The 25,913-nt window shown below is 72.0% G+C and carries 20 protein-coding genes; 18 read left to right on the top strand and 2 right to left on the bottom strand.

Features of this window, described 5'->3' with window-relative positions:
* Positions 1-7 precede the first annotated feature (7 nt).
* The 6 genes from Q2K16_RS06830 (at position 8) to Q2K16_RS06805 (ending at position 7,013) form a co-directional block, all read left to right on the top strand.
* Positions 8-1,645, top strand: coding sequence for an ABC transporter substrate-binding protein (locus Q2K16_RS06830; protein WP_302744207.1), 1,638 nt, complete (start codon positions 8-10; stop codon positions 1,643-1,645).
* Positions 1,646-1,725: 80 nt separating this feature from the next.
* A complete protein-coding gene (locus Q2K16_RS06825) occupies positions 1,726-3,282 on the top strand; it encodes a GH39 family glycosyl hydrolase (RefSeq protein ID WP_302744205.1) in 1,557 nt (518 codons plus the stop codon).
* The gene (locus tag Q2K16_RS06820) at positions 3,279-3,962 is read left to right on the top strand and encodes a DUF624 domain-containing protein (protein ID WP_302744204.1); all 684 of its coding nucleotides are present in this window, start codon (positions 3,279-3,281) and stop codon (positions 3,960-3,962) included. Before Q2K16_RS06825 ends, Q2K16_RS06820 begins: the two co-directional genes overlap by 4 nt.
* A complete protein-coding gene (locus Q2K16_RS06815; RefSeq protein WP_302744203.1) occupies positions 3,959-6,073 on the top strand; it encodes an alpha-glucuronidase in 2,115 nt (704 codons plus the stop codon). Before Q2K16_RS06820 ends, Q2K16_RS06815 begins: the two co-directional genes overlap by 4 nt.
* A gap of 75 nt (positions 6,074-6,148) precedes the next feature.
* Positions 6,149-6,592: a helix-turn-helix transcriptional regulator gene (locus Q2K16_RS06810; protein WP_302744202.1), complete on the top strand. Its 444-nt coding sequence runs from the start codon at positions 6,149-6,151 to the stop codon at positions 6,590-6,592.
* 10 nt (positions 6,593-6,602) lie between these two features.
* Positions 6,603-7,013, top strand: coding sequence for a VOC family protein (locus tag Q2K16_RS06805; protein WP_302744200.1), 411 nt, complete (start codon positions 6,603-6,605; stop codon positions 7,011-7,013).
* A 24-nt stretch (positions 7,014-7,037) separates the two neighbouring features.
* Here Q2K16_RS06805 and manD read toward each other — a convergent pair whose 3' ends face one another.
* Positions 7,038-8,246, bottom strand: coding sequence for a D-mannonate dehydratase ManD (manD, locus tag Q2K16_RS06800; protein WP_302744199.1), 1,209 nt, complete (start codon positions 8,244-8,246; stop codon positions 7,038-7,040).
* Between the two features lie 382 nt (positions 8,247-8,628).
* On the opposite strand from manD, the gene araB reads away from it, so the two are divergent.
* From araB to Q2K16_RS06740, 12 genes are all read left to right on the top strand, one after another.
* Positions 8,629-10,326, top strand: a complete 1,698-nt coding sequence (gene araB, locus Q2K16_RS06795) for a ribulokinase (RefSeq protein ID WP_302744198.1) — start codon at positions 8,629-8,631, stop codon at positions 10,324-10,326.
* On the top strand, positions 10,323-11,000 hold the full coding sequence (locus Q2K16_RS06790) for an L-ribulose-5-phosphate 4-epimerase (protein WP_302744197.1): 678 nt from the start codon (positions 10,323-10,325) through the stop codon (positions 10,998-11,000). The genes araB and Q2K16_RS06790 overlap by 4 nt, the downstream gene beginning before the upstream one ends.
* Before the next feature lie 166 nt (positions 11,001-11,166).
* Positions 11,167-12,183 carry an ABC transporter substrate-binding protein gene (locus Q2K16_RS06785; protein ID WP_302744196.1) on the top strand — a complete coding sequence of 339 codons (1,017 nt, stop codon included), beginning with the start codon at positions 11,167-11,169 and terminating at the stop codon, positions 12,181-12,183.
* A gap of 62 nt (positions 12,184-12,245) precedes the next feature.
* A complete protein-coding gene (locus tag Q2K16_RS06780; protein WP_302744195.1) occupies positions 12,246-13,793 on the top strand; it encodes a sugar ABC transporter ATP-binding protein in 1,548 nt (515 codons plus the stop codon).
* The gene (locus tag Q2K16_RS06775; RefSeq protein ID WP_302744194.1) at positions 13,790-14,860 is read left to right on the top strand and encodes an ABC transporter permease; all 1,071 of its coding nucleotides are present in this window, start codon (positions 13,790-13,792) and stop codon (positions 14,858-14,860) included. The genes Q2K16_RS06780 and Q2K16_RS06775 overlap by 4 nt, the downstream gene beginning before the upstream one ends.
* Complete coding sequence (gene yjfF, locus Q2K16_RS06770) at positions 14,857-15,849, top strand: galactofuranose ABC transporter, permease protein YjfF (RefSeq protein ID WP_302744193.1); 993 nt, start codon at positions 14,857-14,859, stop codon at positions 15,847-15,849. Before Q2K16_RS06775 ends, yjfF begins: the two co-directional genes overlap by 4 nt.
* Before the next feature lie 31 nt (positions 15,850-15,880).
* Complete coding sequence (araA, locus tag Q2K16_RS06765; protein ID WP_302744192.1) at positions 15,881-17,386, top strand: L-arabinose isomerase; 1,506 nt, start codon at positions 15,881-15,883, stop codon at positions 17,384-17,386.
* Between the two features lie 6 nt (positions 17,387-17,392).
* Positions 17,393-18,415, top strand: a complete 1,023-nt coding sequence (locus Q2K16_RS06760) for a LacI family DNA-binding transcriptional regulator (protein WP_302744191.1) — start codon at positions 17,393-17,395, stop codon at positions 18,413-18,415.
* A 260-nt stretch (positions 18,416-18,675) separates the two neighbouring features.
* A complete protein-coding gene (locus Q2K16_RS06755; RefSeq protein ID WP_302744189.1) occupies positions 18,676-20,955 on the top strand; it encodes an FAD-dependent oxidoreductase in 2,280 nt (759 codons plus the stop codon).
* Positions 20,952-21,272 carry a putative quinol monooxygenase gene (locus tag Q2K16_RS06750; protein ID WP_302744188.1) on the top strand — a complete coding sequence of 107 codons (321 nt, stop codon included), beginning with the start codon at positions 20,952-20,954 and terminating at the stop codon, positions 21,270-21,272. The genes Q2K16_RS06755 and Q2K16_RS06750 overlap by 4 nt, the downstream gene beginning before the upstream one ends.
* Complete coding sequence (locus Q2K16_RS06745; protein ID WP_302744187.1) at positions 21,269-22,558, top strand: cytochrome P450 family protein; 1,290 nt, start codon at positions 21,269-21,271, stop codon at positions 22,556-22,558. Before Q2K16_RS06750 ends, Q2K16_RS06745 begins: the two co-directional genes overlap by 4 nt.
* A 17-nt stretch (positions 22,559-22,575) precedes the next feature.
* Positions 22,576-23,247, top strand: a complete 672-nt coding sequence (locus Q2K16_RS06740; RefSeq protein ID WP_302744186.1) for a TcmI family type II polyketide cyclase — start codon at positions 22,576-22,578, stop codon at positions 23,245-23,247.
* A gap of 56 nt (positions 23,248-23,303) precedes the next feature.
* Here the strand turns inward: Q2K16_RS06740 and Q2K16_RS06735 are convergent, their stop codons facing one another.
* Positions 23,304-25,739, bottom strand: a complete 2,436-nt coding sequence (locus Q2K16_RS06735; protein WP_302744184.1) for a M14 family metallopeptidase — start codon at positions 25,737-25,739, stop codon at positions 23,304-23,306.
* Between the last annotated feature and the right edge of the window lie 174 nt (positions 25,740-25,913).

Here is a 25,913-nt window from a genome sequence, read left to right as displayed (position 1 = left end):
ACGAGCCATGCTCCACAGGACGTGGCGCCGCGTGGCGATAGCCGCTGCCGGGCTGCTCACCCTCACCCTCGTCGGGGCCTGCTCCGACGATGCCCCGGACGCCAAGGACCTCGACGGCAACCGGGCCGGCGCGATGGCCGACTACGGGATCGACAAGCAGTTCAAGGCAACCGAGCCGCTCTCCTTCCCCATCCTCTACAACAACCACCCCAACTATCCGCTCAAGGACGACTGGCTGTTCTGGTCGGAGCTGACCAAGCGGACCAACGTCAAGCTCACCCCGGTGGCCGTGCCGCTCAGCGACTACGAGCAGAAGCGCAGCCTGCTCATCGGTGCCGGTGACGCCCCACTGATCATCCCGAAGACCTACCACCCGCAGGAGAACGCCTTCGTCTCCTCCGGCGCGATCCTCCCGGTGAGCGACTACCTGGACCTGATGCCCAACCTCAAGGACAAGATCGCCAAGTGGAACCTCCAACCGGAGTTCGACACGCTGCGACAGTCCGACGGCAAGTTCTACCTGCTCCCCGGCCTGCACGAGAAGCCGTGGGCGGAGTACTCGATCGCGGTGCGCACCGACATCCTCCAGCAGCTCAACCTCCAGATCCCCAAGACCTGGGACGAGCTGTACACCGTGCTCAAGGCGATGAAGGCGCGCTACCCCGACTCGTACCCGTACTCGGACCGGTGGAGCAAGCCGAACCCGGGCGGGGAACTGCTGAGCATCGTCGGCGCCGCGCACGGCATCCGGACCGGCTGGAGCTGGAACCCCGCCACCTGGGACCCGGCGGCGAAGAAGTTCGTCTACACCGGCGCCACCGAGCAGTACAAGCAGGTGATCGTGTACCTCAACAAGCTGGTGGCGGAGAAGCTGCTCGACCCGGAGAGCTTCACCCAGACCGATGAGCAGGCCCGGCAGAAGCTCGCCAACGGCAAGTCCTTCGTCATCGGCAGCAACGCACAGACCCTGGTCAACGACTACCGCCCCGACCTGGCCAAGACCCTGCCGAACGCCAAGCTGACGAAGATCCCGCTGCTGGTCGGCCCGGCCGGCGAGATCAACCCGGCCAGCCGGCTGGAGAACGGCGTCATGATCTCCAAGAAGGCCCGGGACAGCAAGAACTTCGTGGCGATGATGCAGTTCGTCGACTGGCTGTACTACTCCGACGCCGGCCAGGAGTTCGCCAAGTGGGGCGTCGAGGGCACCACCTACAGCAAGGACGCCGCCGGCAAGTACAGCCTCGCCCCCGACGTCGACATGATCGGGCTCAACCCCAAGGGCAGCAAGCACCTGCAGAAGGACTTCGGCTTCGGCAACGGGGTGTTCGCCTACGGCGGCAAGCTCGACCTGGTGCAGTCGTTCTTCTCCCCGGAGGAGATGGAGTTCCAGAAGGTGATGAACGCCCGCACGCCGCTGCCGGTCGACCCGCCGGCCCCGCTCACCGACGAGGAGCGGGAACAGGCGTCGCTGTGGGAGACCCCGCTGAAGGACCACGTCATCCAGAACACGCTCAAGTTCATCCTCGGCCAGCGGCCCCTCACCGAGTGGGACGCCTACGTCGGCGAACTGAAGGCCAAGAACTCGGAGCAGTACATCGGCCTGGTCAACAAGGCGCACGAACGGTTCGAGAAGGACAACGGCTGACCGACCCGGCCCGGCCGGAACCCCTCACCGGGTTCCGGTCGGGCCGGGCACCGGACCGGCGAGCACCGGAGGACACCACCATGCGGATCACCGTTCCCGCCCAACCCGTGGGGCGGCTCACCGACGCCTGGCGGCAGTGCGTCGGCACCGGACGGTTCGAGTTGGCCCTGCGCCGCGACTACCAGGACTCGCTGGCCCTCATCCAGCAGGACATCGGTTTCCGGCACATCCGGGGGCACGGCCTGCTCAGCGACGGCGTCGGCGTGCACCGCCCCTACCGGCACGGCGGCGAACGCCTGGTGCACCACTCCTTCACGTACGTCGACCAGGTCGTCGACGCCTACCTCGGCCTGGGCATCCGACCCTTCGTGGAGTTGGGCTTCATGCCCGAGGCGCTGGCCTCCGGCGAGCAGACCGTGTTCTGGTGGCAGGGCAACGTCACCCCGCCCCGCTGCTGGTCGGAGTGGGCCGACCTGGTCCGCGCCACGGTGGCCCACCTGGTCGACCGGTACGGCCTCGACGAGGTGCGCGGCTGGCCGATCGAGGTGTGGAACGAGCCGAACCTGCCCGACTTCTGGCAGGACGCCGACCGGAACGCCTACCACCGCCTCTACGAGGTGACCGCGCACGCGGTCAAGGAGGTCGACGCCGGGTTGCAGGTCGGCGGCCCGGCCATCTCGCCCGGCGCGGACGACTGGTGGGAGCCCTTCGCCGACTTCGTCACCACGCACGACGTGCCCGTCGACTTCGTCAGCCGGCACGCCTACACCTCCGGCCCCGCCCAACACGTGCCGTTCGGCACCCACCAGACGCTGGCCCCGGCGTCGTCGCTGCTGGAACAGTTCGCCGCCCCGCGCCGGCACCTGTACGGCACCGCGCTGGCCGACCTGCCGGTGCACATCACCGAGTTCAACTCCTCCTACCGGCCGGACAACCCGATCCACGACACGGCCTTCCACGCGGCCTACCTCGCCCCGGTGCTGGCGGCCGGCGGCGACCTGGTCGACTCGTTCTCGTACTGGACGTTCAGCGACGTGTTCGAGGAGGTGGGGGTGCCGACCGCGCTGTTCCACGGCGGGTTCGGCCTGCTCACCCACCGCCAGATCAAGAAACCCACCTACCACCTGTACGCGTTCCTGGCCCGGCTCGGCGGCGACGTGCTCGCGCGGGGCGCGGACCACCTGGTCACCCGGCACCCCGACGGACGCGTCGCCGTCCTGGCGTGGGCACCGGTGGACGTCACCGGCCTCCATCCGGTGCCCGACCGGCATCGGCTGGCCCTGTCGGTGCCGGTGGCTCCCGCCACGACGACGGGCGGGGAGGTCACCTCGGCCTTCCTGCTCCGCTCCTCGGTCAGCGAGGACGCCGGCAACGCCTGGACGGCCTGGAGCGAGATGGGCCGCCCCCGGTCCCCCCGCCCCGGGCAGCTCGACAGCCTGCGGGAGGCCGCCGAGCCGGCCCGCTCCCACCGTGCCCTGCCGATCACCGCCGGCCGGGTCGACCTCGACCTCGACCTGGCCCGGCACGAGGTCACCCTCGTCGAGTTGGTGGCGGTCCGCGACGAGACCCCGCCGTGGTGGGACGAGACGCGGCTGCTCGGCGGCCCCCCGGCGGCCGACCGGGACGAACGGTCGTGAGCGCGCCGACCTGGCGGGAGGTCGGCGACGGCCCCTTGTCCCGGGCCGCCGCCGCCGTGTACACCGTGCTCGTCGTCGGGTTCCTGCTGATCCTCACCACCCTCCCCGGGCTGGTCCCGGTGCTCCTGCTCGGCCGCGACGCCAGCAACCTGCCGTTGGTGGCGCTCTGCCTGCTCCCGGTCGGCCCGGCCGTCTCCGCCGCCCTGTACGCCCTGCACCACCAACGTCCCGACCTGACCGACCTGCGGCCCGCCGCCCGGTTCCGGCAGGGCTACCGGGCCAACCTCGCGCAGGTGCTGCGGATCTGGGTGCCGCTGCTGCTCTGGCTGACCGTCATCGCGGTCAACCTCACCCACCTGTCCGTCGCGGGCGTCCCCGCCGGCTGGGCGGTGCCGCTGTTCGCGATCGGGCTCGTGGCGACCCTGGTCGGCGGCAACGCGCTGGTGATCGCCTCGTTGTTCACCTTCCGCACCCGGGACGTGCTCCGGCTGGCGCTGTACTTCCTGGTCCGCACGCCCGCCGTCACCATCGGCACGGTCCTGCTGCTGGCCGCCGCCGGGGCGCTCACCGTGCTCGTCTCCGAGGCGCTGCCGGTGCTGCTGGCCGGCCCGTTCGCCCTGGCATACCTGCGGATCGCCACCCCGATGACCGATCTCGTGCGGAAGGACTTCACCGGATGACCAGCCCCGCCCCCGCCCCGGCCACCGCCACCGAGGCGGGGGAACCGCCGCCGCACCCGGCGTGGCTGCCGCCGGAGGCGTTCCGGGCGCTCGGCGCGCGTCGGGTGCTGGTGCACGGCGACGGCCCGCTCGTCGACACGGTCCACGACGAGGTGGCCCGCGCCTGCGCCCGGCACGGCGGGCGGGCGGAGCGGACCGCCGCCGGGGCAGCGACGACCGGGCCCGTCGACCTGGTGCTCGCCCTGCGCGACGGGGGTCCGCCGCCCGGGCCGGTGCCGGCCGGCGCGACGGCGGCCCCCGACGACGGACCGCTCGGCGAGGAGGGGTTCCTACTGGCCCGCTCCGACGGGGTCACGGTGCTGCTGGCCGACGCGCCGGCCGGGCTGCTCTACGGGCTGTTCCACCTGGTCCGTATCGGCGAGGCCGCGTTCACCGGGGAGCAGCCGGCGCGCAGCCACCGGCCGGCGCTGCGCCGCCGGATGCTCGACCACTGGGACAACGTGGCGGTGCACCCGGTGATGGGGCAGGTGGAGCGGGGCTACGCCGGGGGGTCGATCTTCTGGCGGGACGGCCGGCCGCGCGGCGACCGGGACCGGCTGCGGGCGTACGGGCGGCTGCTCGCCTCCACGGGGGTCAACGCGATCTCGGTGAACAACGTCAACGTCGGCCCGACCGAGGCGCTGCTGCTCACCGACCGGCTCGACGACGTGGCCGCGATCGCCGACCTGCTGCGTCCGTACGGCGTGCGGGTGCACCTGTCGGTGACCTTCGCCGCCCCCGTCGTCCTCGGCGGCCTGCCCACCGCCGACCCGCTCGACGAGCAGGTGCGCGACTGGTGGGAGAGCACCACCCGCCGGGTCTACGCGCGCATCCCCGACTTCGGCGGGTACGTGGTGAAGGCCGACTCGGAGGGCCAGCCCGGCCCGTTCAGCTACGGCCGCGACCACGCCGACGGGGCGAACCTGCTGGCCGGCGCGCTCGCCCCGCACGGGGGAGTGGTGCACTGGCGGGCGTTCGTCTACGACCACCGGCAGGACTGGCGGGACCGGACGACCGACCGGGCCCGCGCCGCGTACGACCACTTCGCCCCGCTGGACGGGCGGTTCGCCGACAACGTCGTCCTCCAGGTGAAGTTCGGCCCGGTCGACTTCCAGCCCCGCGAGCCGGTCTCGCCGGTGATCGCCGCGATGCCGGCCACCCGGCTGGCGGTGGAGTTGCAGGTGACCCAGGAGTACACCGGCCAGCAGTGGCACGCCTGCTACCTCGCCCCCTGGTGGCACGAGGTGCTCGCGTTCCGGCCGTGGGGGCCGGCCGAGCGCAGTGTCGCCGACGTGCTGGCCGACGTGCCCGGCCCGGGGCCGCGCCGGGGCGGCGACCTGGTGGCCGTGGCCAACGTGGGCGACGATCCGTTCTGGTGCGGGCATCCGCTGGCCCAGGCCAACCTGTACGCCTTCGGCCGGCTGGCCTGGGACCCGCAGCTCGACCCGGCGGCGCTCCTCGACGAGTGGATCGACCTGACCTTCCCGGCCCCGACGGTCGGTGACCCGGCGCTGGTCCGTGAGACGCTGCACGCCGTGCTGGACGACTCGTGGCGCACCTACGAGCGGTACACCGCCCCGCTGGGTGTCGGCTTTATGGTGAACCCGGCCGGCCACTACGGGCCCGGCGTCGACGGCTACGAGTACAGCCGGTGGGGCACCTACCACTTCGCCGACCGCGACGGCGTCGGGGTGGACCGGACCCGGGCGACCGGCACCGGATTCGCCGGCCAGTACCCGCCGCCCTGGTCGCAGGTGTACGAGTCGCTGGAGCGGTGCCCGGACGAGCTGCTGCTCTTCTTCCACCACGTGCCGTACTCCCACGTGCTGCACAGCGGCGTCACGGTCATCCAGCACATCTACGACACCCACTTCGCCGGGGTGGAGGAGGTGGAGGCGATGCGGGAGCGGTGGGCCCGGCTGGCCGGGACGATCGACCCGGCGGTGCACGACCGGGTCACCGAACGCCTCGCCGAGCAGCTGCGCTGCGCGACCGAGTGGCGGGACCAGGTCAACACGTACTTCTTCCGCAAGTCCGGGGTGCCCGACGCCCGGGGCCGCCGCATCCACTGACCACCCGCCGCGTCTGCTGCCGGCGTGGACCGACCCGCCGGGGACCGACCGCCGGGACGTGGCACGATCACGGGGGTGACCAGCAGATCCGCCCCCGACCAGCAGCTACGTGACCTGGCCCGGCTGCGCCGGGTGCGGGACCGGATCGACCGCGAGTACGCCCGACCGTTGGACGTCGAGGCGCTCGCCCGGGGCGTGCACATGTCGGCAGGCCACCTGAGCCGGCAGTTCCGCCGCGCCTACGGCGAGTCACCGTACTCGTATCTGATGACCAGGCGGATCGAGCGGGCGATGGCGCTGCTGCGCCGGGGCGACCTCAGCGTCACCGAGGTCTGCTTCGCGGTCGGCTGCTCGTCGCTGGGCACCTTCAGCACCCGCTTCGCCGAGCTGGTCGGCATGCCACCGAGCAGCTACCGGGCGCTGGCGGCGCAGGGGGCGGCCGAGTTGCCGCCATGCCTGACCAGACAGGTGACCCGGCCGGTCAGGAATCGAGAAGCACCCGCCCCGATCATCACCTAGCGTGATCGGCATGGATCTCACCATCGACACCTGCGTCCTGCCGCACGACGACCCGGACGCCTCCCTGACCTTCTACCGCGACATCCTCGGCTTCGAGGTCCGCAACGACGTCGGAGCGGGGAAGATGCGCTGGATCACCGTCGGGCCGCCCGGCCAGCCCGGCACGTCGGTCCTGCTGGCCCCGCCGGCGGTCGACCCGGGCGTCACCGACGAGGAACGCCGGACCATCGCCGAGATGATGGCCAAGGGCACCTACGGCTGGCTCATGCTGGCCACCCCCGACCTCGACGGCACCTTCGAGAAGGTGCAGGCAGGTGCCGTCGAGGTCGTCCAGGAGCCGGTCGACCAGCCGTACGGGGTACGCGACTGCGCGTTCCGTGATCCGGCCGGCAACCTGATCCGGGTCAAGGAACTGCGCTGACCATCGGCCCGGTGACGCCCCGGCTCACCAGGGGTGGACGGTGCCGTCCTCCAGCCGGTTGACCGGCAGGTACGCCGGGGCGTACGGGTAGCGGGCCGCCGCCTGTTCGTCGATGTCCACCCCGAGGCCGGGGGTCTCCGCCGGGTGCAGGTAGCCGTCGGCGTAGTGGTAGCCGTGCGGGAAGACCTCGTCGGTGGCGTCGGTGTGCCGCATGTACTCCTGTAGGCCGAAGTTGGGGATGGCCAGGTCGAGGTGGAGGGCGGCGGCCATGCAGACGGGGGAGAGGTCGGTGGCCCCGTGCGAGCCGCTGCGCACGTGGTGCAGCGCCGCCAGGTCGAAGATGCGCCGCAGGTGGGTGATGCCACCGGCGTGCACCACCGTGGTGCGGATGTAGTCGATGAGCTGTTCCCGGATGAGCTGGGCGGCGTCCCAGACGGTGTTGAACACCTCGCCGACGGCGACCGGGGTGGTGGTGTGCTGCCGGATCAGCCGGAACCCCTCCGGCAGCTCGGCGGGGACCGGGTCCTCCATCCAGGTCAGCGCGTACGGCTCCAGGCTGCGGCCGAGCCGGGCGGCCTCGATCGGGCTGAGCCGGTGGTGCACGTCGTGCAGCAGCCGCAGGGTGGGGCCGAACTCGTCGCGTACCCGGGCGAAGACCGTCGGGACGTGCGCCAGGTACCGCGCGGTGGACCAGGTGGCCTCGCTGGGCAGGGCCGCGTCGGCCGGCTCGTAGAACAGCTTGTCGGCGCTGACCCCGTAGGTCTTCGGCAGGCCGGGCACGCCGCACTGCACCCGGATCGCCCGGTAGCCGAGGTCCACGTAGCGGGCGACCTCGACCAGCACGTCCTCGACCGTCTCGCCGTTGGCGTGCCCGTAGACGGTGACCCCGTCGCGGGATCGGCCGCCGAGCAACTGGTAGACCGGCAGGCCGGCGACCTTGCCCTTGATGTCCCACAGCGCGGTGTCCACGGCGGCGATCGCGCTCATCGTCACCGGCCCCCGCCGCCAGTAGGCGCCCTGGTAGAGGTACTGCCAGGTGTCCTCGATCCGGGCTGGGTCGCGCCCGATCAGCAGTGGCACGACGTGGTCGCGCAGGTAGGACGCGACGGCGAGTTCCCGGCCGTTGAGGGTGGCGTCCCCGACGCCGGTGACCCCCTCGTCGGTGACGATCTTCAGGGTGACGAAGTTGCGGCCCGGGCAGGTCACGATGACCCGGGCGTCGACGATCCTCACGCGGCCTCCTCCGGGTGGCGACGAAGGCCGTGTGGTCCGTCTCGGGCGGACGAGGGCCGTGGTCCGTCGCGCGGGCACGGCAGGTGGGCGCGAGGACGCCGGTGGACCGGTCGTCGCCCGTCCGGCCCGACGCCGGGCCCGCCGCGCGGTCGCCCCGAAGTCTGGAACCGCTGTCGAGGCCTGTCAAGGGGCGGCCCGGCCGAACGGATGTGACCGCTCACCTGTTCGGCGTATGTCGGCTGCTCGATGGCTGGTCGGAGCGGTGATCGTGGATGCCGTGCCGGGGCCGCTCAGGATGGTTACGGCAGTGTTACATGGATGCGCCTTGACGGATTCCATGTGAGCGCTAACACTTGCCCCCAACGATTGAACGGAGAACGGCATGGATGCAGGCGCGAAGCCGCAGGACCGGTACGTCGTCGGCGTCGACTACGGCACGCTGTCGGGTCGGGCGCTGGTGGTGCGGGTCGGCGACGGCGCCGAGCTGGGCACGGCGGTGCACGAGTACCGCCACGCGGTGATGGAGACGACGCTCGCCGTCGACGGCCAGCCCCTGCCGGCCGACTGGGCGCTGCAGGACCCGGACGACTACCGCGACGTGCTGCGCGAGGCGGTGCCCGCCGCGCTGGCCGAGAGCGGCGTCGACCCGGCCCGGGTGGTCGCCATCGGCATCGACTTCACCGCCTGCACCGTGCTGCCCACCCTGGCCGACGGCACCCCGCTGTGCGAGCTGCCCGACCTGCGTACCCGCCCGCACGCCTGGGTGAAGCTGTGGAAGCACCACGCCGCCCAGCCGCAGGCCGACCGGATCAACGCGCTGGCCCACTCCCGGGGCGAGTCCTGGATCGGCCGCTACGGCGGCAAGGTCTCCGCCGAGTGGCAGTACGCCAAGGGGCTGCAACTGCTGGAGGAGGACCCGGAGGTCTACGCCCGCGCCGAGCGCTGGATCGAGGCCGCCGACTGGATCGTCTGGCAGCTCTGCGGCGTCGAGACCCGCAACGTCTGCACGGCCGGCTACAAGGGGCTGCTCCAGGACGGCCACTACCCGTCCCCGGCGTACCTGTCCGCGTTGAACCCCGGCTTCGCCGACTTCGTCGCCAAGATCGACGGGCCGCTGGCGCAGCTCGGCGCGCGGGCCGGCGGGCTCACCGCGCAGGCCGCCGCCTGGACCGGGCTGCCGGAGGGGATCGCGGTGGCCGTCGGCAACGTCGACGCCCACGTCACCGCCGCCGCCGCGCAGGCGCTGACCCCCGGCCGGCTGGTCGCCATCATGGGCACCTCCACCTGCCACGTGGTCAACGGCACCGAGCGGGCCGAGGTCGCCGGCATGTGCGGCGTGGTCGACGGCGGGATCAGCGCCGGCTCCTGGGGCTACGAGGCCGGGCAGAGCGGCGTCGGCGACATCTTCGGCTGGTACGTCAAGCACGCCGCCCCCGCCGGGTTCGCCTCGCACGAGGAGCTGACCGCCGCCGCGGCGGCCCAGCCCGTCGGCGCACACGGCCTGGTCGCCCTGGACTGGTGGAACGGCAACCGCTCGCTGCTGGTCAACCACGACCTCAGCGGGGTGCTCGTCGGCCTCACCCTGGCCACCCGGCCGCCGGACGTCTACCGCGCGCTGCTGGAGTCCACCGCGTACGGCACCCGCATGATCATCGAGGCGTTCGCCGAGGCGGGCGTCCCGGTCGACGAGCTGATCGTGGCCGGCGGGCTGACCGGCAACAGCCTGCTGATGCAGATCTACGCCGACGTGACCCGCCGTCCGCTGGGCATCATCGGCTCGGCGCAGGGCCCGGCCCTGGGGTCGGCGATCCACGCGGCGGTCGCGGCCGGCGCGTACCCCGACGTGCCGACCGCCTCGGCGGCGATGGGCCGGGTCGACCGCGAGGTCTACCGGCCCGACCCGGAGCGCGCCGACGCCTACGACGCGCTCTACGCCGAGTACCGCCGGCTGCACGACCACTTCGGCCGGGGTGGCGACGACGTGCTGCTGCGGCTGCGGGCGATCCGCAACGCCGCCCGCCGTCAGGCCGTCGCGCCCGCCGCCGAACCGACCACCGACCCCCTGGAGGTGCCGGCATGACCCTCGACCTCGACGCCGAGGTGGCCCGGCTGCGCGCGCAGGTGGCCACCCTGCACGGCGAGCTGGTGCGCTACAACCTGGTGGCCTGGACGGCCGGCAACGTCTCGGCCCGGGTGCCCGGCCGGGAGCTGATGGTGATCAAGCCGAGCGGGGTGTCCTACGACGACCTGCGGCCCGACAACATGATCGTCTGCGACCTCGACGGGGTCGTGGTCGACGGCGACCTCTCGCCGTCCAGCGACACCGCCGCCCACGCCTACGTCTACCGGGCGATGCCCGAGGTCGGTGGCGTGGTGCACACCCACAGCGGGTACGCCACCGCCTGGGCCGCCTGCGGCGAGGCGATTCCGTGCAACCTCACCGCCCAGGCCGACGAGTTCGGCGGCGAGATCCCGGTCGGTCCGTTCGCGCTCATCGGCGGGGACGACATCGGCAAGGGCATCGTGGCGACCCTGACCGGGCACCGCTCACCGGCGGTGCTGATGCGCAACCACGGCGTGTTCACCATCGGTCGGGACGCCCGCGCGGCGGTGAAGGCCGCCGTGATGTGCGAGGACGTGGCCCGCACCGCCCACCTGGCCCGGACGCTCGGCACCCCGGTGCCGATGGCCCAGGCCGACATCGACTCCCTCTACGACCGCTACCAGAACGTCTACGGGCAGTCGGGGCCGTAACGCCCGACCGCCAGTCCTCGCCACCGGCCCGCCCCGGCGGACCGGTCGATCCACCGCAACCCGATGCACCACCCCTGGAAGGTCCGGTCCGTCCGGCGTGCCGTGCCGGCCGGTCCTTCCGCGCACGCACCATCCCCCACCTCATCCCCGTACAAGGAGTCTTCACATGGCGAAGACCGGCATCACCCTCACCCGGCGCGGCCTCGGCGCGATGCTCGCCGTCGGCCTGCTGGCCGGCGGACTCGCCGGCTGCGGCAACAGCGACACCGGCGGTGACAGCGACAGCAGCAGCGGCGGCGGCAACGGCAAGCTGGTCATCGGCTTCTCGCAGGTCGGCGCGGAGAGCGGCTGGCGCACGGCGAACACCAACTCGATCAAGGAGTCGGCCGCCGAGGCCGGCTACGAGCTCAAGTTCGACGACGCGCAGGGCAAGCAGGAGAACCAGATCAAGGCGATCCGCAACTTCATCCAGCAGAAGGTCGACGTGATCGCCTTCTCGCCGGTCGTGGAGTCGGGCTGGGACACCGTGCTCAAGGAGGCCAAGGACGCCAAGATCCCGGTGATCCTGACCGACCGGGCCGTGGACTCGGCCGACAAGAGCCTCTACAAGACCTTCATCGGCTCGGACTTCGTCAAGGAGGGCCGGCTCGCCGGCGAGTGGCTGGTCAAGGAGAAGTCGGCCGCGAGCGGTCCGGTGAACATCGTCGAGTTGCAGGGCACCACCGGTTCGGCCCCGGCCAACGACCGCAAGAAGGGCTTCGCCGAGGCGATCGCCGCCAGCCCCAACCTGAAGGTCGTCGCCTCGCAGAGCGGTGACTTCACCCGGGCCGGCGGCAAGCAGGTCATGGAGCAGTTCCTCAAGGCCAACCCGAAGATCGACGTGCTCTTCGCGCACAACGACGACATGGGCCTGGGCGCGCTGGAGGCGATCACCGCGGCGGGCAAGACGCCCGGCAAGGACATCACCATCATCACCATCGACGCGGTCAAGGACGGCATGCAGGCGCTGGCCGACGGGAAGTTCAACTTCATCGCGGAGTGCAGCCCGCTGCTCGGCCCGCAGCTGATGGACCTGGCCAAGAAGGTCAAGGCCGGCGAGGAGGTACCGGCCCGGGTCGAGACCGAGGAGACCACCTTCACCCAGGAGCAGGCCAAGGCGGCCCTGCCCAACCGGAAGTACTGATCCGACCGGGGGCCGCCGCGTTCGGCGCGGCGGCCTCCGCTTCCGAGGAAAGGTTCGGTGGGATGTCGGAGAGGCATCCGGTCCTGACGATGACCGCGATCAGCAAGATCTTCCCCGGGGTCCGCGCCCTCGACGGCGTCGACCTGCGGCTCTTTCCCGGTGAGGTGCACGCCCTGATGGGCGAGAACGGTGCCGGGAAGTCAACCCTCATCAAAGTGCTGACCGGCGTCTACGGCACCGATTCCGGCACCATCACCCTCGACGGCGCCGAGGTCTCCTTCTCCGGCCCGATGCAGGCCACCGCCGCCGGGGTGAGCACCGTCTACCAGGAGGTCAACCTCCTGCCCAACCTGTCGGTCGCGGAGAACATCTACATCGGCCGCGAGCCGCGCCGCCTCGGTGCGGTCAACTGGCGCGAGATGCGTCGCCGGGCCAAGGACCTGCTCGCCCGCATCGACCTGCACATCGACGTCACCGAACTGCTCGGCAACTACTCGCTGGCCGTGCAGCAGATGGTCGCCATCGCCCGCGCCGTCGACATCCGGGCCCGGGTGCTGATCCTCGACGAGCCCACCTCCAGCCTGGACGCCGACGAGGTGGCCCAGCTGATGCGGATCATGCGGCAGTTGCGCGACGACGGCATCGCGATCATCTTCGTCACCCACTTCCTCGACCAGGTCTACGCCATCGCCGACCGGATCACCGTGCTGCGCAACGGCCGGCTCGTCGGCGAGTACCTGACCAGCGAACTGCCGCAGATCGCGCTGGTGGAGAAGATGATCGGCAAGGAGCTGGACGCCCTGGAACGCCTCGACGAGGCGACCAGCGGCAACGACCGGGCGGCCCTGGAGTCGGGCACCCCGCTGGTCGCGGCCGACGGGCTCGGCCGGTCCGGTTCCGTCGCCCCGTTCAGCCTCACCATCCACCAGGGCGAGGTGGTCGGCCTGGCCGGGCTGCTCGGCTCGGGGCGTACCGAGGTGGCCCGGCTGTTCTTCGGCGCGGACCGCGCCGACACCGGCCGGCTCTGCGTGGACGGCACCCCGGTGACGATCCGCAACCCGGTGGCCGCCATCGACAGGGACATCGCGTTCTGCTCCGAGAACCGCCGCACCGAGGGACTGGTCGGCGAGCTGTCGGTGCGGGAGAACATCATCCTGGCCATGCAGGCGGCCCGGGGCTGGCTGCGCCCGTTGCCCCGCCGCCGGCAGGACGAACTGGTCAGGCACTGGATCAAGGCGTTGAGCATCCGGCCGGCCGATCCGGAGATGCCGGTGCGTAACCTGTCCGGCGGCAACCAGCAGAAGGTGCTGCTGGCCCGCTGGCTGATCACCGAGCCCCGGCTGCTGATCCTCGACGAACCGACCCGGGGCATCGACATCGGTGCCAAGACCGAGATCCAGCGCCTGGTCGCGCAGCTCTCCGACGGCGGGATGGCGGTGCTGTTCATCTCCGCCGAGCTGGAGGAGGTGCTCCGGCTCAGCCACAAGGTCGCCGTCATGCGGGACCGGCAGCTGGTCACCGAACTCACCAACGACGACACCCTCGATGCCGCCCGCGTCATGCAGGTCATCGCCAGCGGCAGCTCCCAGGAAGGGTCGGTGCCGGCATGAGCACCGTACGGGCCCGCGCTGCGGGCGTCACCGGCCACCGGCTGTTCTGGCCGCTCGTGGTGCTGGTGCTGCTGCTGGTGGCGAACGCGATCTACCGGCCGAGCTTCCTGTCGGTCGAGCTGAAGAACGGCCACCTCTACGGCAGCCTGATCGACATCGTCCGGCTCAGCGCGCCGCTGATCCTGGTCGCCCTCGGCATGTCCCTGGTGATCGCCACCGGCGGCATCGACCTGTCGGTGGGCGCGGTGGCGGCGGTCGCCGGCGCGGTCGCCTGCCTCTACATCAGCGAGCAGCCCGACCAGAACAGCCTGGGCGTGGTGCTCACCGCGGTGGCGCTCGGCTTCGGGGTGGCCCTGCTGCTCGGGGCCTGGAACGGCATCCTGGTCGCCGGGATCGGCATCCAACCGATCATCGCCACGCTGATCCTGATGGTGGCCGGCCGGGGCCTGGCCCAGCTGATCGCCGAGGGGCAGATCATCACCATCAACAGCGGGCCGTACAAGGTGATCGGGGTCGGGCACCTGCTGACCCTGCCGTTCGCCATCGTCATCGCCCTCGCGGTGACGATGCTGGTGGCGGTGCTGACCCGGCGTACCGCGCTCGGCATGATCATCGAGTCGGTCGGCGGGAACGCCGAGGCCAGCCGGCTGGCCGGCATCCGCTCCCGCCGGATCACCTTCCTGGTGTACGTGGTGAGCGCCGCCTGCGCCGCCATCGCCGGGTTCATGATGACGGCCAACGTCTCCAGCGCCGACGGCAACGCGGTGGGTCTCTGGGTCGAGCTGGACGCCATCCTGGCCGTGGTCATCGGCGGCACCGCACTGGCCGGCGGCCGGTTCTACCTCGGTGGCACCGTGGTCGGCGCGCTGCTCATCCAGACCCTGACAACCTCCGTCTACGCCATGAACATCGACCCGCAGACGTCCCTGCTGTTCAAGGCGGTCGTGGTGATCGTGGTCTGTCTCATCCAGGCCCCGGCCTTCCGGGCGCGGTTCCGCCGTCGGCGCAGCGTCCCGGTCACGCCGGTGGAGCCGGTCGGCACAGAGAAGGAGCAGGTTCCGGCATGACCACGACCCCGTTGGCCGCCCGTCCGGGCCGTGCCTGGTGGCGGGTGCCACCCCGGCACGTACCGGTGCTCGCCACGGCAGCCCTGCTGCTGGTGATGTACTCCATCGGCGTCTCCCAGTACCGTGCGTTCTCCAACATCCAGGTCGTCTTCAACGTCTTCATCGACAACGGCTTCCTGCTGGTCGTCGCGGTCGGGATGACCTTCGTGATCCTCACCGGCGGCATCGACCTGTCGGTCGGTTCGGTGGTGGCGATGACCGCGATGGTGTCGGCCTCGTTGCTGGGCGACGGCCTGCACCCCGCCCTGGTGCTGGTGATCGCGCTGCTGATCGGCCCGATCCTCGGGTTCGCGATGGGCTGCGTGATCCACTTCTTCGACATCCAACCCTTCATCGTCACCCTCGCCGGGATGTTCTTCGCCCGGGGCGTGTGCACCTGGATCAGCACCACCTCGATCCCGATCACCGACGGCTTCTGGACCAGCACCGCCCAGCACCGCATCCACCTCGGTGAGAACTTCGTCTCGGTCGGCGCGTTGATCGCCGTCGCGGTGGTGGCCGTGGCGGCGGCCGTGCTGGCGTACACCCGGCTGGGCCGCAACGTGTACGCCATCGGCGGCAACCAGCAGTCCGCGCTGCTGATGGGCCTGCCGGTGGGCCGTACGAAGATCGCGGTCTACACGATCAGCGGGCTCTGCTCGGCGATCGGCGGCATCCTGCTCTCCTTCTACACCCTGTCCGGCGCCCCGCTGATCGCGGTGGGCATGGAACTGGACGTGATCGCGGCGGTCGTCATCGGCGGCACCCTGCTCACCGGCGGGTCCGGCTACATCTTCGGCACCCTGCTCGGGGTGCTGGTGCTCAGCATCATCCAGACGTTGATCACCTTCGACGGCACCCTCAACTCGTGGTGGACCAAGATCGTCATTGGTGGCCTGCTGTTCGTGTTCATCCTGCTCCAACGCCTCGTCGGCATCCGTACCAAGTAACCCTCGCCAGCCCCACCGGAAGGCAACGCCCATGACCAACCCATCCCCGGCCGCCGAGGTCTGGTTCCTCACCGGCAGCCAGGGCCTGTACGGCCCGGAGACCCTGCGCCAGGTGGCCGAGCAGTCCCGGCGGATCGCCGAACGACTCGACGCCGACCCGGCCGTTCCGGCCCGGGTGGTCTGGAAGCCGGTGCTGACCTCCAGCACCGAGATCCTCGCCGTCTGCCGCGACGCCGCCGTACAGGGCGCGGTCGGGGTGATCGCCTGGATGCACACGTTCTCCCCCGCCAAGATGTGGATCTCCGGGCTGGACGCGCTGCGCACCCCGCTGCTGCACCTGCACACCCAGGCCAACGTGGAACTGCCCTGGTCCGAGATCGACATGGACTTCATGAACCTCAACCAGGCCGCCCACGGCGACCGGGAGTTCGGCTACGTCCAGACCCGGCTCGGTGTCGCCCGCAAGACCGTCGCCGGGCACGTCAGCGACCCCCGGGTCGCCGCCCGGATCGGCGCGTGGACCCGGGCCGCGATCGGGCACGCCGAGATGCGGTCGCTGCGGCTGGCCCGCTTCGGCGACAACATGCGCGACGTGGCCGTGACCGAGGGCGACAAGGTCGAGGCCGAGCTGCGCTTCGGCGTCTCGGTGAACACCTACGGGGTCAACGACCTGGTCGAGGCCGTCGACGCCGTCGCCGACGCCCGCATCGACGACCTGGTCAAGGAGTACGACGACAGCTACCGGCTGGTCGACGCGCTGCGCTCCGGTGGCGGCCGGCACGACTCGCTGCGCTACGCCGCCCGGATCGAGGCGGGGCTGCGCGACTTCCTCGACGCCGGTGGGTTCCGCGCCTTCACCACCAACTTCGAGGACCTGGGCGGGCTGCGGCAGCTGCCCGGCCTCGCGGTGCAGCGGCTGATGGCCGACGGGTACGGCTTCGGCGGCGAGGGCGACTGGAAGACCTCGGTGCTGGTACGCACGCTCAAGTCGATGTCCGTCGGCACCACCGGCGGCACCTCGTTCATGGAGGACTACACCTACGACCTCACCCCCGGCCGGGAGCTGGTGCTCGGGGCGCACATGCTGGAGGTCTGCCCGACCATCGCGGCGGCCACCCCGAACGTCGAGATCCACCCGCTGGGCATCGGCGGCCGGGAGGACCCCGTCCGGTTGGTCTTCGACGCCCAGCCCGGCCCGGCCGTGGTGCTCGGCCTGGCCGACATGGGGGAGCGGTTCCGGCTGGTCGCCAACGAGATCGACGTGGTCGCGCCGCCGTACCCGCTGCCGAAGCTGCCGGTGGCGCGGGCGGTGTGGCGGCCCCGACCGGACCTGGCCGCCTCGGCGGAGGCCTGGCTCACCGCCGGCGCCCCGCACCACACGGTGCTGTCCCAGGCCGTCGGCGTCGAGGAGCTGCACGACCTCGCCGAGATGGTCAGCACCGAACTGGTCGTCATCGACGCCGACACCACCCCCCGCCGGTTCGCCGACGAGCTGCGCTGGAACCAGGCCTACTACCGCCTGGCCCGGGGTTTCTGAGCCGCCATGGGCCAGCAGCGGCCCGAACGCGCCGCGGTGATGAGCGACGTCGCGCAACTCGCCGGGGTGTCGCACCAGACCGTGTCCCGGGTGCTCAACAACCACCCGAGCGTTCGGCCGGAGACCCGGGAACGGGTGCTGCGCGCCGTGCACCAGCTCAACTACCGACCCAACGCCCTGGCCCGGGGATTGGCCGGCCGGCGTTCCCGGGTCATCGGCGTGGTCAGCTTCGACACCATCCTGTTCGGGCCGGCGGCCACGCTGCTGGGCATCGAACGGGCGGCCCGCGCCGCCGGGTACGGCATCAGCATCGTCACCCTGGAACGGCTGGACCGCAGCGGGATGCGCTCGGCCATCGACGCGCTGACCGAGCAGTCGGTGGCCGGCGTCGTCGTCATCACCCCGATGATGACGGCGTCGGTCGCCGTGCACGGCCTGCCCACCGGGGTGCCCGCGGTGGTCGTCGAGGCCAGCGGCGACCGCGGTGAGCTGCCCAGCATCTCGGTCGACCAGGTGGCCGGGGCCCGGCTGGCGGTCCGGCACCTGCTCGACCTCGGGCACGAGACGGTCTGGCACATCGCCGGCCCCCGCGACTGGCTGGAGGCCCGGGACCGGGTCGACGGGTGGCGGCAGACCCTGGAGCAGGCGGGCCGCCGCGTCCCGCCGGTCATCGTCGGTGACTGGAGCCCCCGCGCCGGCTACGAGCTGGGGCAGTCCCTGGTCGAACGCCCCGACGTGACGGCGGTGTTCTGCGCCAACGACCACCAGGCCCTCGGCCTGCTGCGCGCCCTGCACCAGCGGGGCGCCCGGATTCCCGAGGACGTCAGCGTCGTCGGTTTCGACGACATCCCCGAGGCCGAGTACCTCTCCCCGCCGCTGACCACCGTGCGGCAGGACTTCGACGAGGTCGGCCGCAGGTGCGTGGCGGCCCTGCTGGAACTCTTCGACGGCACCGGCGTGGGCACCCCCCGCCCCCAGGTCGAGCCGGTGCTCGTCGTCCGCGCGAGCAGCGGCAACCGCCGCCCCTGACCCGCCTGCCCGGCACGCCGCACCGGTGCGCCGCAGGTGCGGCGGCGTCGCGCGGCGGCCTCCCCGACGCGACGTCGGTGTGTCCCCGGATGACGACCCGTGTCGGCGGGTCGTCCCGGTGGCGTCACCGGGCGGCGACCCGGGTCGGCCGGCCGGTGACGGCGGGGTGACGTGCGCTGCGACAGGGTCGGACGGCGACGGCCGGTGCGGGTGCCGGCGGTCGGGACCCTCGTCTCGGGCAGGCCGTCAAGGGAGACCCCATGATCAGGACAATGCTCCGGGTCCGCGCGCGCCCCGGTGCCGGACAGCGCGTCCGGTCGGCGTGGCGGACGGCCGCGGTGCAGATCGGCGCACTGCCCGGCAACCTGCGCCGGGAACTGTTCCTCGACGCCACCGACCCGCACACGTTCGTGCTCGCCACCGAGTGGACCGACGACGACGCCCTGCGCGACTACGAGAACGGCCCGGTGGCGGCCCGCCTCGCCGCCGCGCTCCGCGACGGGTGCGAACCGAGCACCGCCGATGACCTCCGGGTGATGCGGGACGAGCCGGACGGGGACCCGACGATCCTGGTGGACGTCGAGGTCACCGTCCCGGCCGACCGGCTCGCCGAGTTCCACCGGGGTCACGCCGAGGTGACCGCCCGGATGGCCGGGGTCCCCGGCTACCTGCGCGAGGACCTGCTGCGCGAGCCCGACTCGGACGTCCACCACATCTTCGCCGAGTGGCGTTCCGGGGCGGAGTTCCACCGCTGGGTCGCCAACCCGGCCCACGCCCGGGAGGAGGCCGGGCCGATCGCGCCGTTCCTGCTCGACTTCCGCCGCCGACTGTTCCACCTCGCGACCCGTCCCGGCGTCGACCGGGCAGCCAGCACCGGTAGGGAGACCGACGTGCACACGACAACTGACGTACTCATCGTCGGGGCGGGGCCGACCGGGCTGACCGCCGCCGTCGAGCTGGCCCGGCGCGGCATCGACTGCCGGGTGGTGGAGAAGCGGGTGGCCCCGCCCGCCCACGCCGACAAGGCGATCGGGGTGCACTGCCGCACCATGGAGATCTGGGAAGAGCAGGGCGTCGTGCGGGAGGCGATGGACGCCGGCAGTTGGCTGACCGGCAACGTGGTGTTCGTCAACGGCACCCAGACCCACCGGATGAGCTGGGAACTGCCCGGCCTGCCGTACGCGCACCTGGGCCTGCCCCAGTACGAGACCGAGCGCATCCTCACCGACCGGCTGGCCACCCTCGGCGTCCGGCCGCAGCGCGGAGCGGAGCTGACCGGGTTCACCCAGGGCTCGGACGGCGTGCTGGCCACCCTCACCCTCGCCGACGGCAGCATCCGCACCGTCCGGGCGCAGTACCTGATCGGTGCCGACGGTGCGCACAGCCGGGTCCGTGACCTGCTCGGATTGACGTTCACCGGTGGGCTGGGCCGGTTCCCGCAACTGTTCATGCTCGCCGACGTCGACGTGAACTGGGACATGCCCGACGGGCACCTGCTGCGGTTCCTGCACGAGACCGACGGCCGGATGGACGGCATGCTGGTCTGCGTACCGCTGCGCGGGGAGGGCCGGTACCGGATCGCCACCCTCGCGCCGCCGCGGTTCTTCGCCCAGACCGGCGGCCGGGACGCCCCGCCCGGGTTCAGCGAGGAACTGGCCGAGCCGACCCTCGACGACGTGCAGGCGGCGCTTACCCGGTTGGCCCCGCCTGGCACCCGGGCGGCGAACCTGCGCTGGTCGTCGGTGTTCCGGATCAGCCACGGCATCGTCGACCGGTACGGCCACGGCCGGGTCTTCGTCGCCGGTGACGCGGCGCACCTGCACCCGCCCGCCGGGGGACAGGGGATGAACACCGGCATCCAGGACGCCTGGAACCTGGCCTGGAAGGTGGCGCTGGCGGTACGCGGGATCGCCGCCCCCGGCCTGCTCGACAGCTACGAGACCGAACGCCGCCCGGAGGGCGAGGAGATCGTCGGCCGTGCGGTACGGCTGGCGTTCACCGACGAACTGGACCGCGCCGATCTGGAACGGCAGTTCATCCAGGAGATGTCCCTGCTGCTCAGCTACGCCGACAGTCCACTGGTCGGCGAGTGCGTCACCGATCCGGACGGGCTGCGGGCCGGCCCGCGCCCCGGCGACCGCGCCCCCGACCTGGGCGGGTTGCGGCGGCGGGGGGTGGGGCATCCGCTGCGGCTGCGTGACCTGACCGCCGGCACCCGGCACACCCTGCTGCTCTACGCCGACGCCTCGGCCGATCCGGCGGCGGTGGCGGCCGTGCCGGGGCTCTGCGCCGACGTCCGCGCCCGCACCCGGGGTGAGGTCGACGCCTACCTGCTGCTCAGCCCGGACGCCGGGGCGCCGGGGCCGTCCGCGCCGCCGGTGGTGGTCGACGCCGGGGACGAGTTCCGCACCCGGTACGGGGTGACCGGCACCGCCCTGTACCTGATCCGCCCGGACGGGCACCTCGGCTTCCGCAGCCAGCCGATCGACGCCGACGCGCTACGCAAGAACCTGCACCTGGTCTTCGGTGGTGCGCGATGACGGCCGTGCGCACGGTGCTCGCCATGCGTACCCGGGAGGGCTGCGCGGAGCGGTTCGAGGCGGAGTGGCTCGCGGCGGCGGAGCAGATCCGGCAGCTCGACGGGTGCCTGCGCCAGGACCTCGTCCGGGACGCCGACGACCCGCGCAGCTACCTGATCATCAGCGACTGGGCGGACCGGGAACGGCTCGACGCCTTCGGCCGCAGCGAGCACCGCGACCGGCTGCTGCGGGTGGTACGTGACCTGCGGGAATCTGCCGAACGACACACCTACCAGGTGCTGCACAGCATGCCCAGCGCGCCCGAGGAGACGAGATGACCGAGCCGGTTCCCGCCGCACAGCTCTACACCGAGCAGTTCGCCGTCGACCCCTACCCGTCCTTCGCCCGGCTGCGCGCGGACGCGCCGGTCTGCCCGGTCAGCTCACCCCGGTTCGACTCGTACCTGCTGACCCGGTTCGACGACGCGCGTACGGCGCTGACCGACCCCCGGCTGTCCAAGGACCTCTACGGCCCCGGGCAGCACTACCTGCAGATCTTCGGCCCGAACTCCGAGGCGCTGAACCGGAACATGCTCAACTCGGACCCGCCGGAGCACACCCGGCTGCGCCGGTTGGTGTCGCAGGCGTTCGCGCCCCGTCGGGTCGAGGCGCTGCGTCCCCGGGTACGGCAGATCGTCGACGACCTGATCGACGGGTTCGTCGCGCAGGGGCGGGCCGAGCTGATGCACGACTTCGCGATCCCGCTGCCGATGGTGGTGATCTGCGAACTGCTCGGGGTGCCCCGGGCCGACCAGGAGCGGGTGCTGGACTGGACGCAGGTGATCCGTACCTCCGGGTCGTCGCGGCGACCGCCGGCGCAGGAACGGGCGGCGGTCGGCGAGGCGCAGGTGCGGCTGCACCACTACCTGGCGGAGCTGGTGGCCGCCAAGCGGGTCACCCCGGCCGACGACATGATCAGCGCGCTGATCGACGCCTGCGACCAGGACGGCAGGTTGTCCGAGGCGGAACTGGTCACCACCACCTTCCTGCTGCTGTTCGCCGGGCACCAGACCACCGCCGACTTCCTGGGCAACGCGACGGTGGCCCTGCTGACCCATCCCGACCAGCTCGACCTGCTGCGGAAAACCCCGGAGTTGCTGCCCTCGGCGATCGAGGAGCTGCTGCGCTTCGACGGCCCGCTGCCGGTGGCCAGCCCCCGGGTGGCCACCGAGGACGTCGAGTACGGCGGGGTACGGATTCCGGCCGGGTCGATCGTCGGCATCGTGCTCAACGCGGCTAACCACGATCCGGCGCACTTCGTCGACCCGGACCAGCTGGACCTGCGCCGGGTTCGGGGCCCGCACCTGGGCTTCGGCCACGGCGTGCACTACTGCCTCGGTGTCTCGCTGGCCCGGATGGAGGCCCAGATCGGCCTGGCGGCGCTGCTGCGCCGGTTGCCCGGGTTGCACCTCGCCGTGCCGCCGGCCGAGCTGCGCCGGTTGCCGGCGGCGTCACCGTTCCGGGGCCTGCTGGAGCTGCCGGTCCGGTTCGCCGCCTCCGCCGCGCCGGTGTCACACCCGCCGGCCAGTCGTCCCCGCCCCACCGAGCCGACCCGTACCGTCTGATCCCCGAGGAGTTTCCGATGACCTTCCGTAACGTGATCGTCTGTCGCATGGTGCCGGGCAGCGAGCAGACCGTGGCCGACGTGTTCGGGTACTACGACCGGACCACCCGCCCGCAGGACCTGGGCGTGGTCGGGCGGACCCTGCTGTCCTTCCACGGCCTCTACATCCACCTGATCGAGCGCGCCGCGGACCCGACGGTGACCGGGCAGACCCGGGGCCTGCCGGCCTTCCAGCAGATCGCCGAGCAGATCGCCCCGTACGTGACGCCCTACCCGAGGGACTGGAAGAACCCGTCGGACTCGGTGGCGAAGGAGTTCTACTCCTGGATGCCGGCCGGGCCGCCGGATGCCGGGGGCGAGCCGAGCCGGACGGTCATCGTGGCCCGGATCAAGCCGGGCGCGGAACCCACCGTGGCGCAGATCTTCGCCGAGTCCGACGCCGGCCCGTTGCCCGCCCTGATGGGGGTCACCGGGCGCTGGCTGCACGCGATCGACGACGTCTACCTGCACGTGCTGGAACGCACCGGGGAGGCGTTCGACGGGGCCGTGCGGCAGGGCCACGACCAGCCGGCGTTCGCCAAGATCATGGATGATCTCAGCCCGTACATCAGCCCGTTCGACCCGGACTCCTGGGGCGGCCCGGTGGACGCGGTGGCGACGGAGTTCTACCGGTGGCGGGCGGTGGACTGATCCCGGTCGACCAGCGGGGGTCCGGCGGCGCGGACCCCCGCTGGCACGTCCCGGCCTCAGCCGGTGGGCAGGGTCGCCCAGCCCCGGTTGAAGGTCAAGCTGTCGTCGTCCGGCCGGTAGTTGCGTTCGATGTTGCCTGCCGCGTCCACCGAGAACCAGTGGATCTTGGTGCCGACCGGGACGGTCAACGTCTCGGCCCCCTCCCGGATGCCCGCCGAGGCGTACAGGGTGGACCCGAACGTCGGCTTGCTGCCGTCGAGGGTGTAGAACACGGCCGCCGGCTCGCTGACGTCGAACCGGACGCTGACCGCGCCCTCGGTGGGGCTCGGCGTGACCGACAGGGTGCTGGTCGGGCGCTTGCGGTCCTTGTCGAAGTCCCGGGCCACCCGCAGCAGCTCGACCAGGCCGTTGCTGAACTCCATGGTCTCCTGGTGCGCCTCCTCCCAGGTGGGCTGGAAGCTGGTGCCGACCTCGAAGTTCCAGGCGTAGATGCCGTACTTGTACCAGAGCATGTCACCGGAGTTGCCTGCCGCCGAGTAGAGCACGTCGGAGATCGGGCCGGTCCGCGCCGGGGTGACCGCCATGTTGCGGTGCCGCTTGATCGCGGTGAGGATGCGCGACGACGCGCCCCAGAAGAACGACTCCTCGGCCAGCGTCGGCCGGGGCGCGGAGATCCGGCCCGGGGTGGCGTACGCGCCCGGCGACCACATGAAGTAGTTGCCGGAGGAGTGCAGGTTCATCGAGAACTTCATGTTCGGCCGCTGGGCCAGCCAGTCGACGTTGCGGTTCTCCGGTTCGGACAGCTCGCCCGGCCCGGCGTAGGTGTCGCCGGTGCAGCTCGCCGACGCCCCCGAGTAGCCGTCGAAGAGGCTGTACTCGCTGTAGTTGCGGTTGTTGTCCACCCCCCACGAGTTACGGGCCAGCGCGTCGGTGGCGCCGCCCGGGGCACAGTGGTTGGTCATGTTGCGTCGCTGCGAGGCGTAGTCGTAGAACGAGTAGTGCCCGCCGTCCGGGTTGATCGACGGCACGATCCAGATGTCCAGGGTGCGCAGCAGCTGTTTGGTGTTCTCGTCGGTGGCGTGGTTGCGCAGCAGCCGCTCGGCGGTCTCGATGGTGACCAGCGGCGGGACCCACTCCCGGGCGTGCTCCTGGGCGTAGGCGAGCACCCCGGTGCGGGAGCCGTCGCGGTACTTGCCGATCCGGATGGCGTACACCGGGTGCGGATCGCGGGAGACCCCGGCCGGCGCCTTCAGGTTGTCCGACAGCGGCGTCGACGCGACCGGCGCGACCACCCCGGCCCCGGCGTCCCCCCGGTAGGTGTACGCCCTGACCAGCGCACCCGCCTCGGCGGTCAGCGCCGCCGCGACCTGGGCGGCGGTGCTGGTCACCGCCCCGGCGGCGTCGGTGGCCAGGCTGACCCGGATGGCCTTGCCGGTCACCGTGACCGCGAGCGGCCGGTCGGCCGCGCCCGGGTCGGCCAGCTCGACGGTGATGTCGTTGCCGCCCTCGTGCCCCCAGGCGAGCGAGTCGACGGCGACCCGGGTGGCGGCGGTCCCGCCGAGCACCACCTGCGCCTTGCGCCGGTACCCGTTGGTCTCGTACGGCAGCTTCACCACCTCGGCGAGCTGCGGGTAGGCGTCGGCCAACCGCTTGATCCGGTCGTACAGCTCGGTCGGGGTGAGGTAGCTGGTGACGAAGTCCTTCTGGTAGCCGGGGCCCTCCGGGCTGTCGGCCGGGATCGGCAGCCACTCCTTCACCTCGGCGACCGCCACGTCACCTGTGGGACTGGTGATCTGGATGCGCTGCGGCCGGGTGGTGACGGCGGCGGCGCCCCGGTGGTAGAGGTAGACGCCGGCGTCGACGAACCGGGAGATGCTCTGGGTGCCGCCCGAGCCGATCTCGGTGCCGGGGCCGCTGTCCCGGGCCACGGTCAACGTGCTCGTGGAGGTCTGCCCCTGGGCCCACTTCGCCTCGACCGAGAGCACCTGGTTGGTGCCGGAGGTGTAGTAGTCGGCCCGGATGATCTTCACGTCGGAGGCGGCGGCGCTGCGCTCCAGGGTCGCCGTGTACGCCCGGTTCTCGGCCCGGTGGGCGGCGATCGTGGCGTCCCGCTCGCTGATCCGCTGCGCGGAGTCGGCGGCGTCGTGCAGCACGGCGCCGACCCGGTAACCCATCCGCTTCAGCGCGGCGACCTCGGTCGGGGTGACCACGGCGTGCACCACGATGCCCGCCTCGGTGGGGGTGACGTGGTGGTCGAGGTCGACGCCGGTGGCGACCAGCGCGTCGAGCTGGGCGGTGCCGTCGACAGTCACCTCCACCACGTCGGCCTGCTCGTCGGCGGAGCGTTCGAGCACGGCCGGGGCGTCGGCCTCCCGGTCGGGCGGGGCGGCGGTGCCGGCCGTCGCCGGCCCGGCGAGCAGCAGCAACGCCACACCGGCGGCCGTCGCGGCGGGTAACCGCCGCCAGCGGCGGGGGAACGCGGAACGAGACATCTCGGGCCACCTTTCCTGGGGTGCGAGACGGGCCGACGGCGCGCGGCAGCGCCCGCCGTCGGGCGGGGTGCGGAACGGGGGAGGTCGGACGCCGACAGTCGGGCGACGGTGGGCGGCCGATCGCGACGTCGATCCGCCGACGACGGGGGACACGGGGTGTCTCCCGCACGGGCG

Origin of the sequence: Micromonospora cynarisoli, from assembly GCF_030518815.1 — a bacterium.
GTDB lineage: Bacteria > Actinomycetota > Actinomycetes > Mycobacteriales > Micromonosporaceae > Micromonospora > Micromonospora wenchangensis.
Note: the sequence above shows the minus strand (reverse complement) of the source record. Positions and strands in the feature narration are given on the sequence as shown.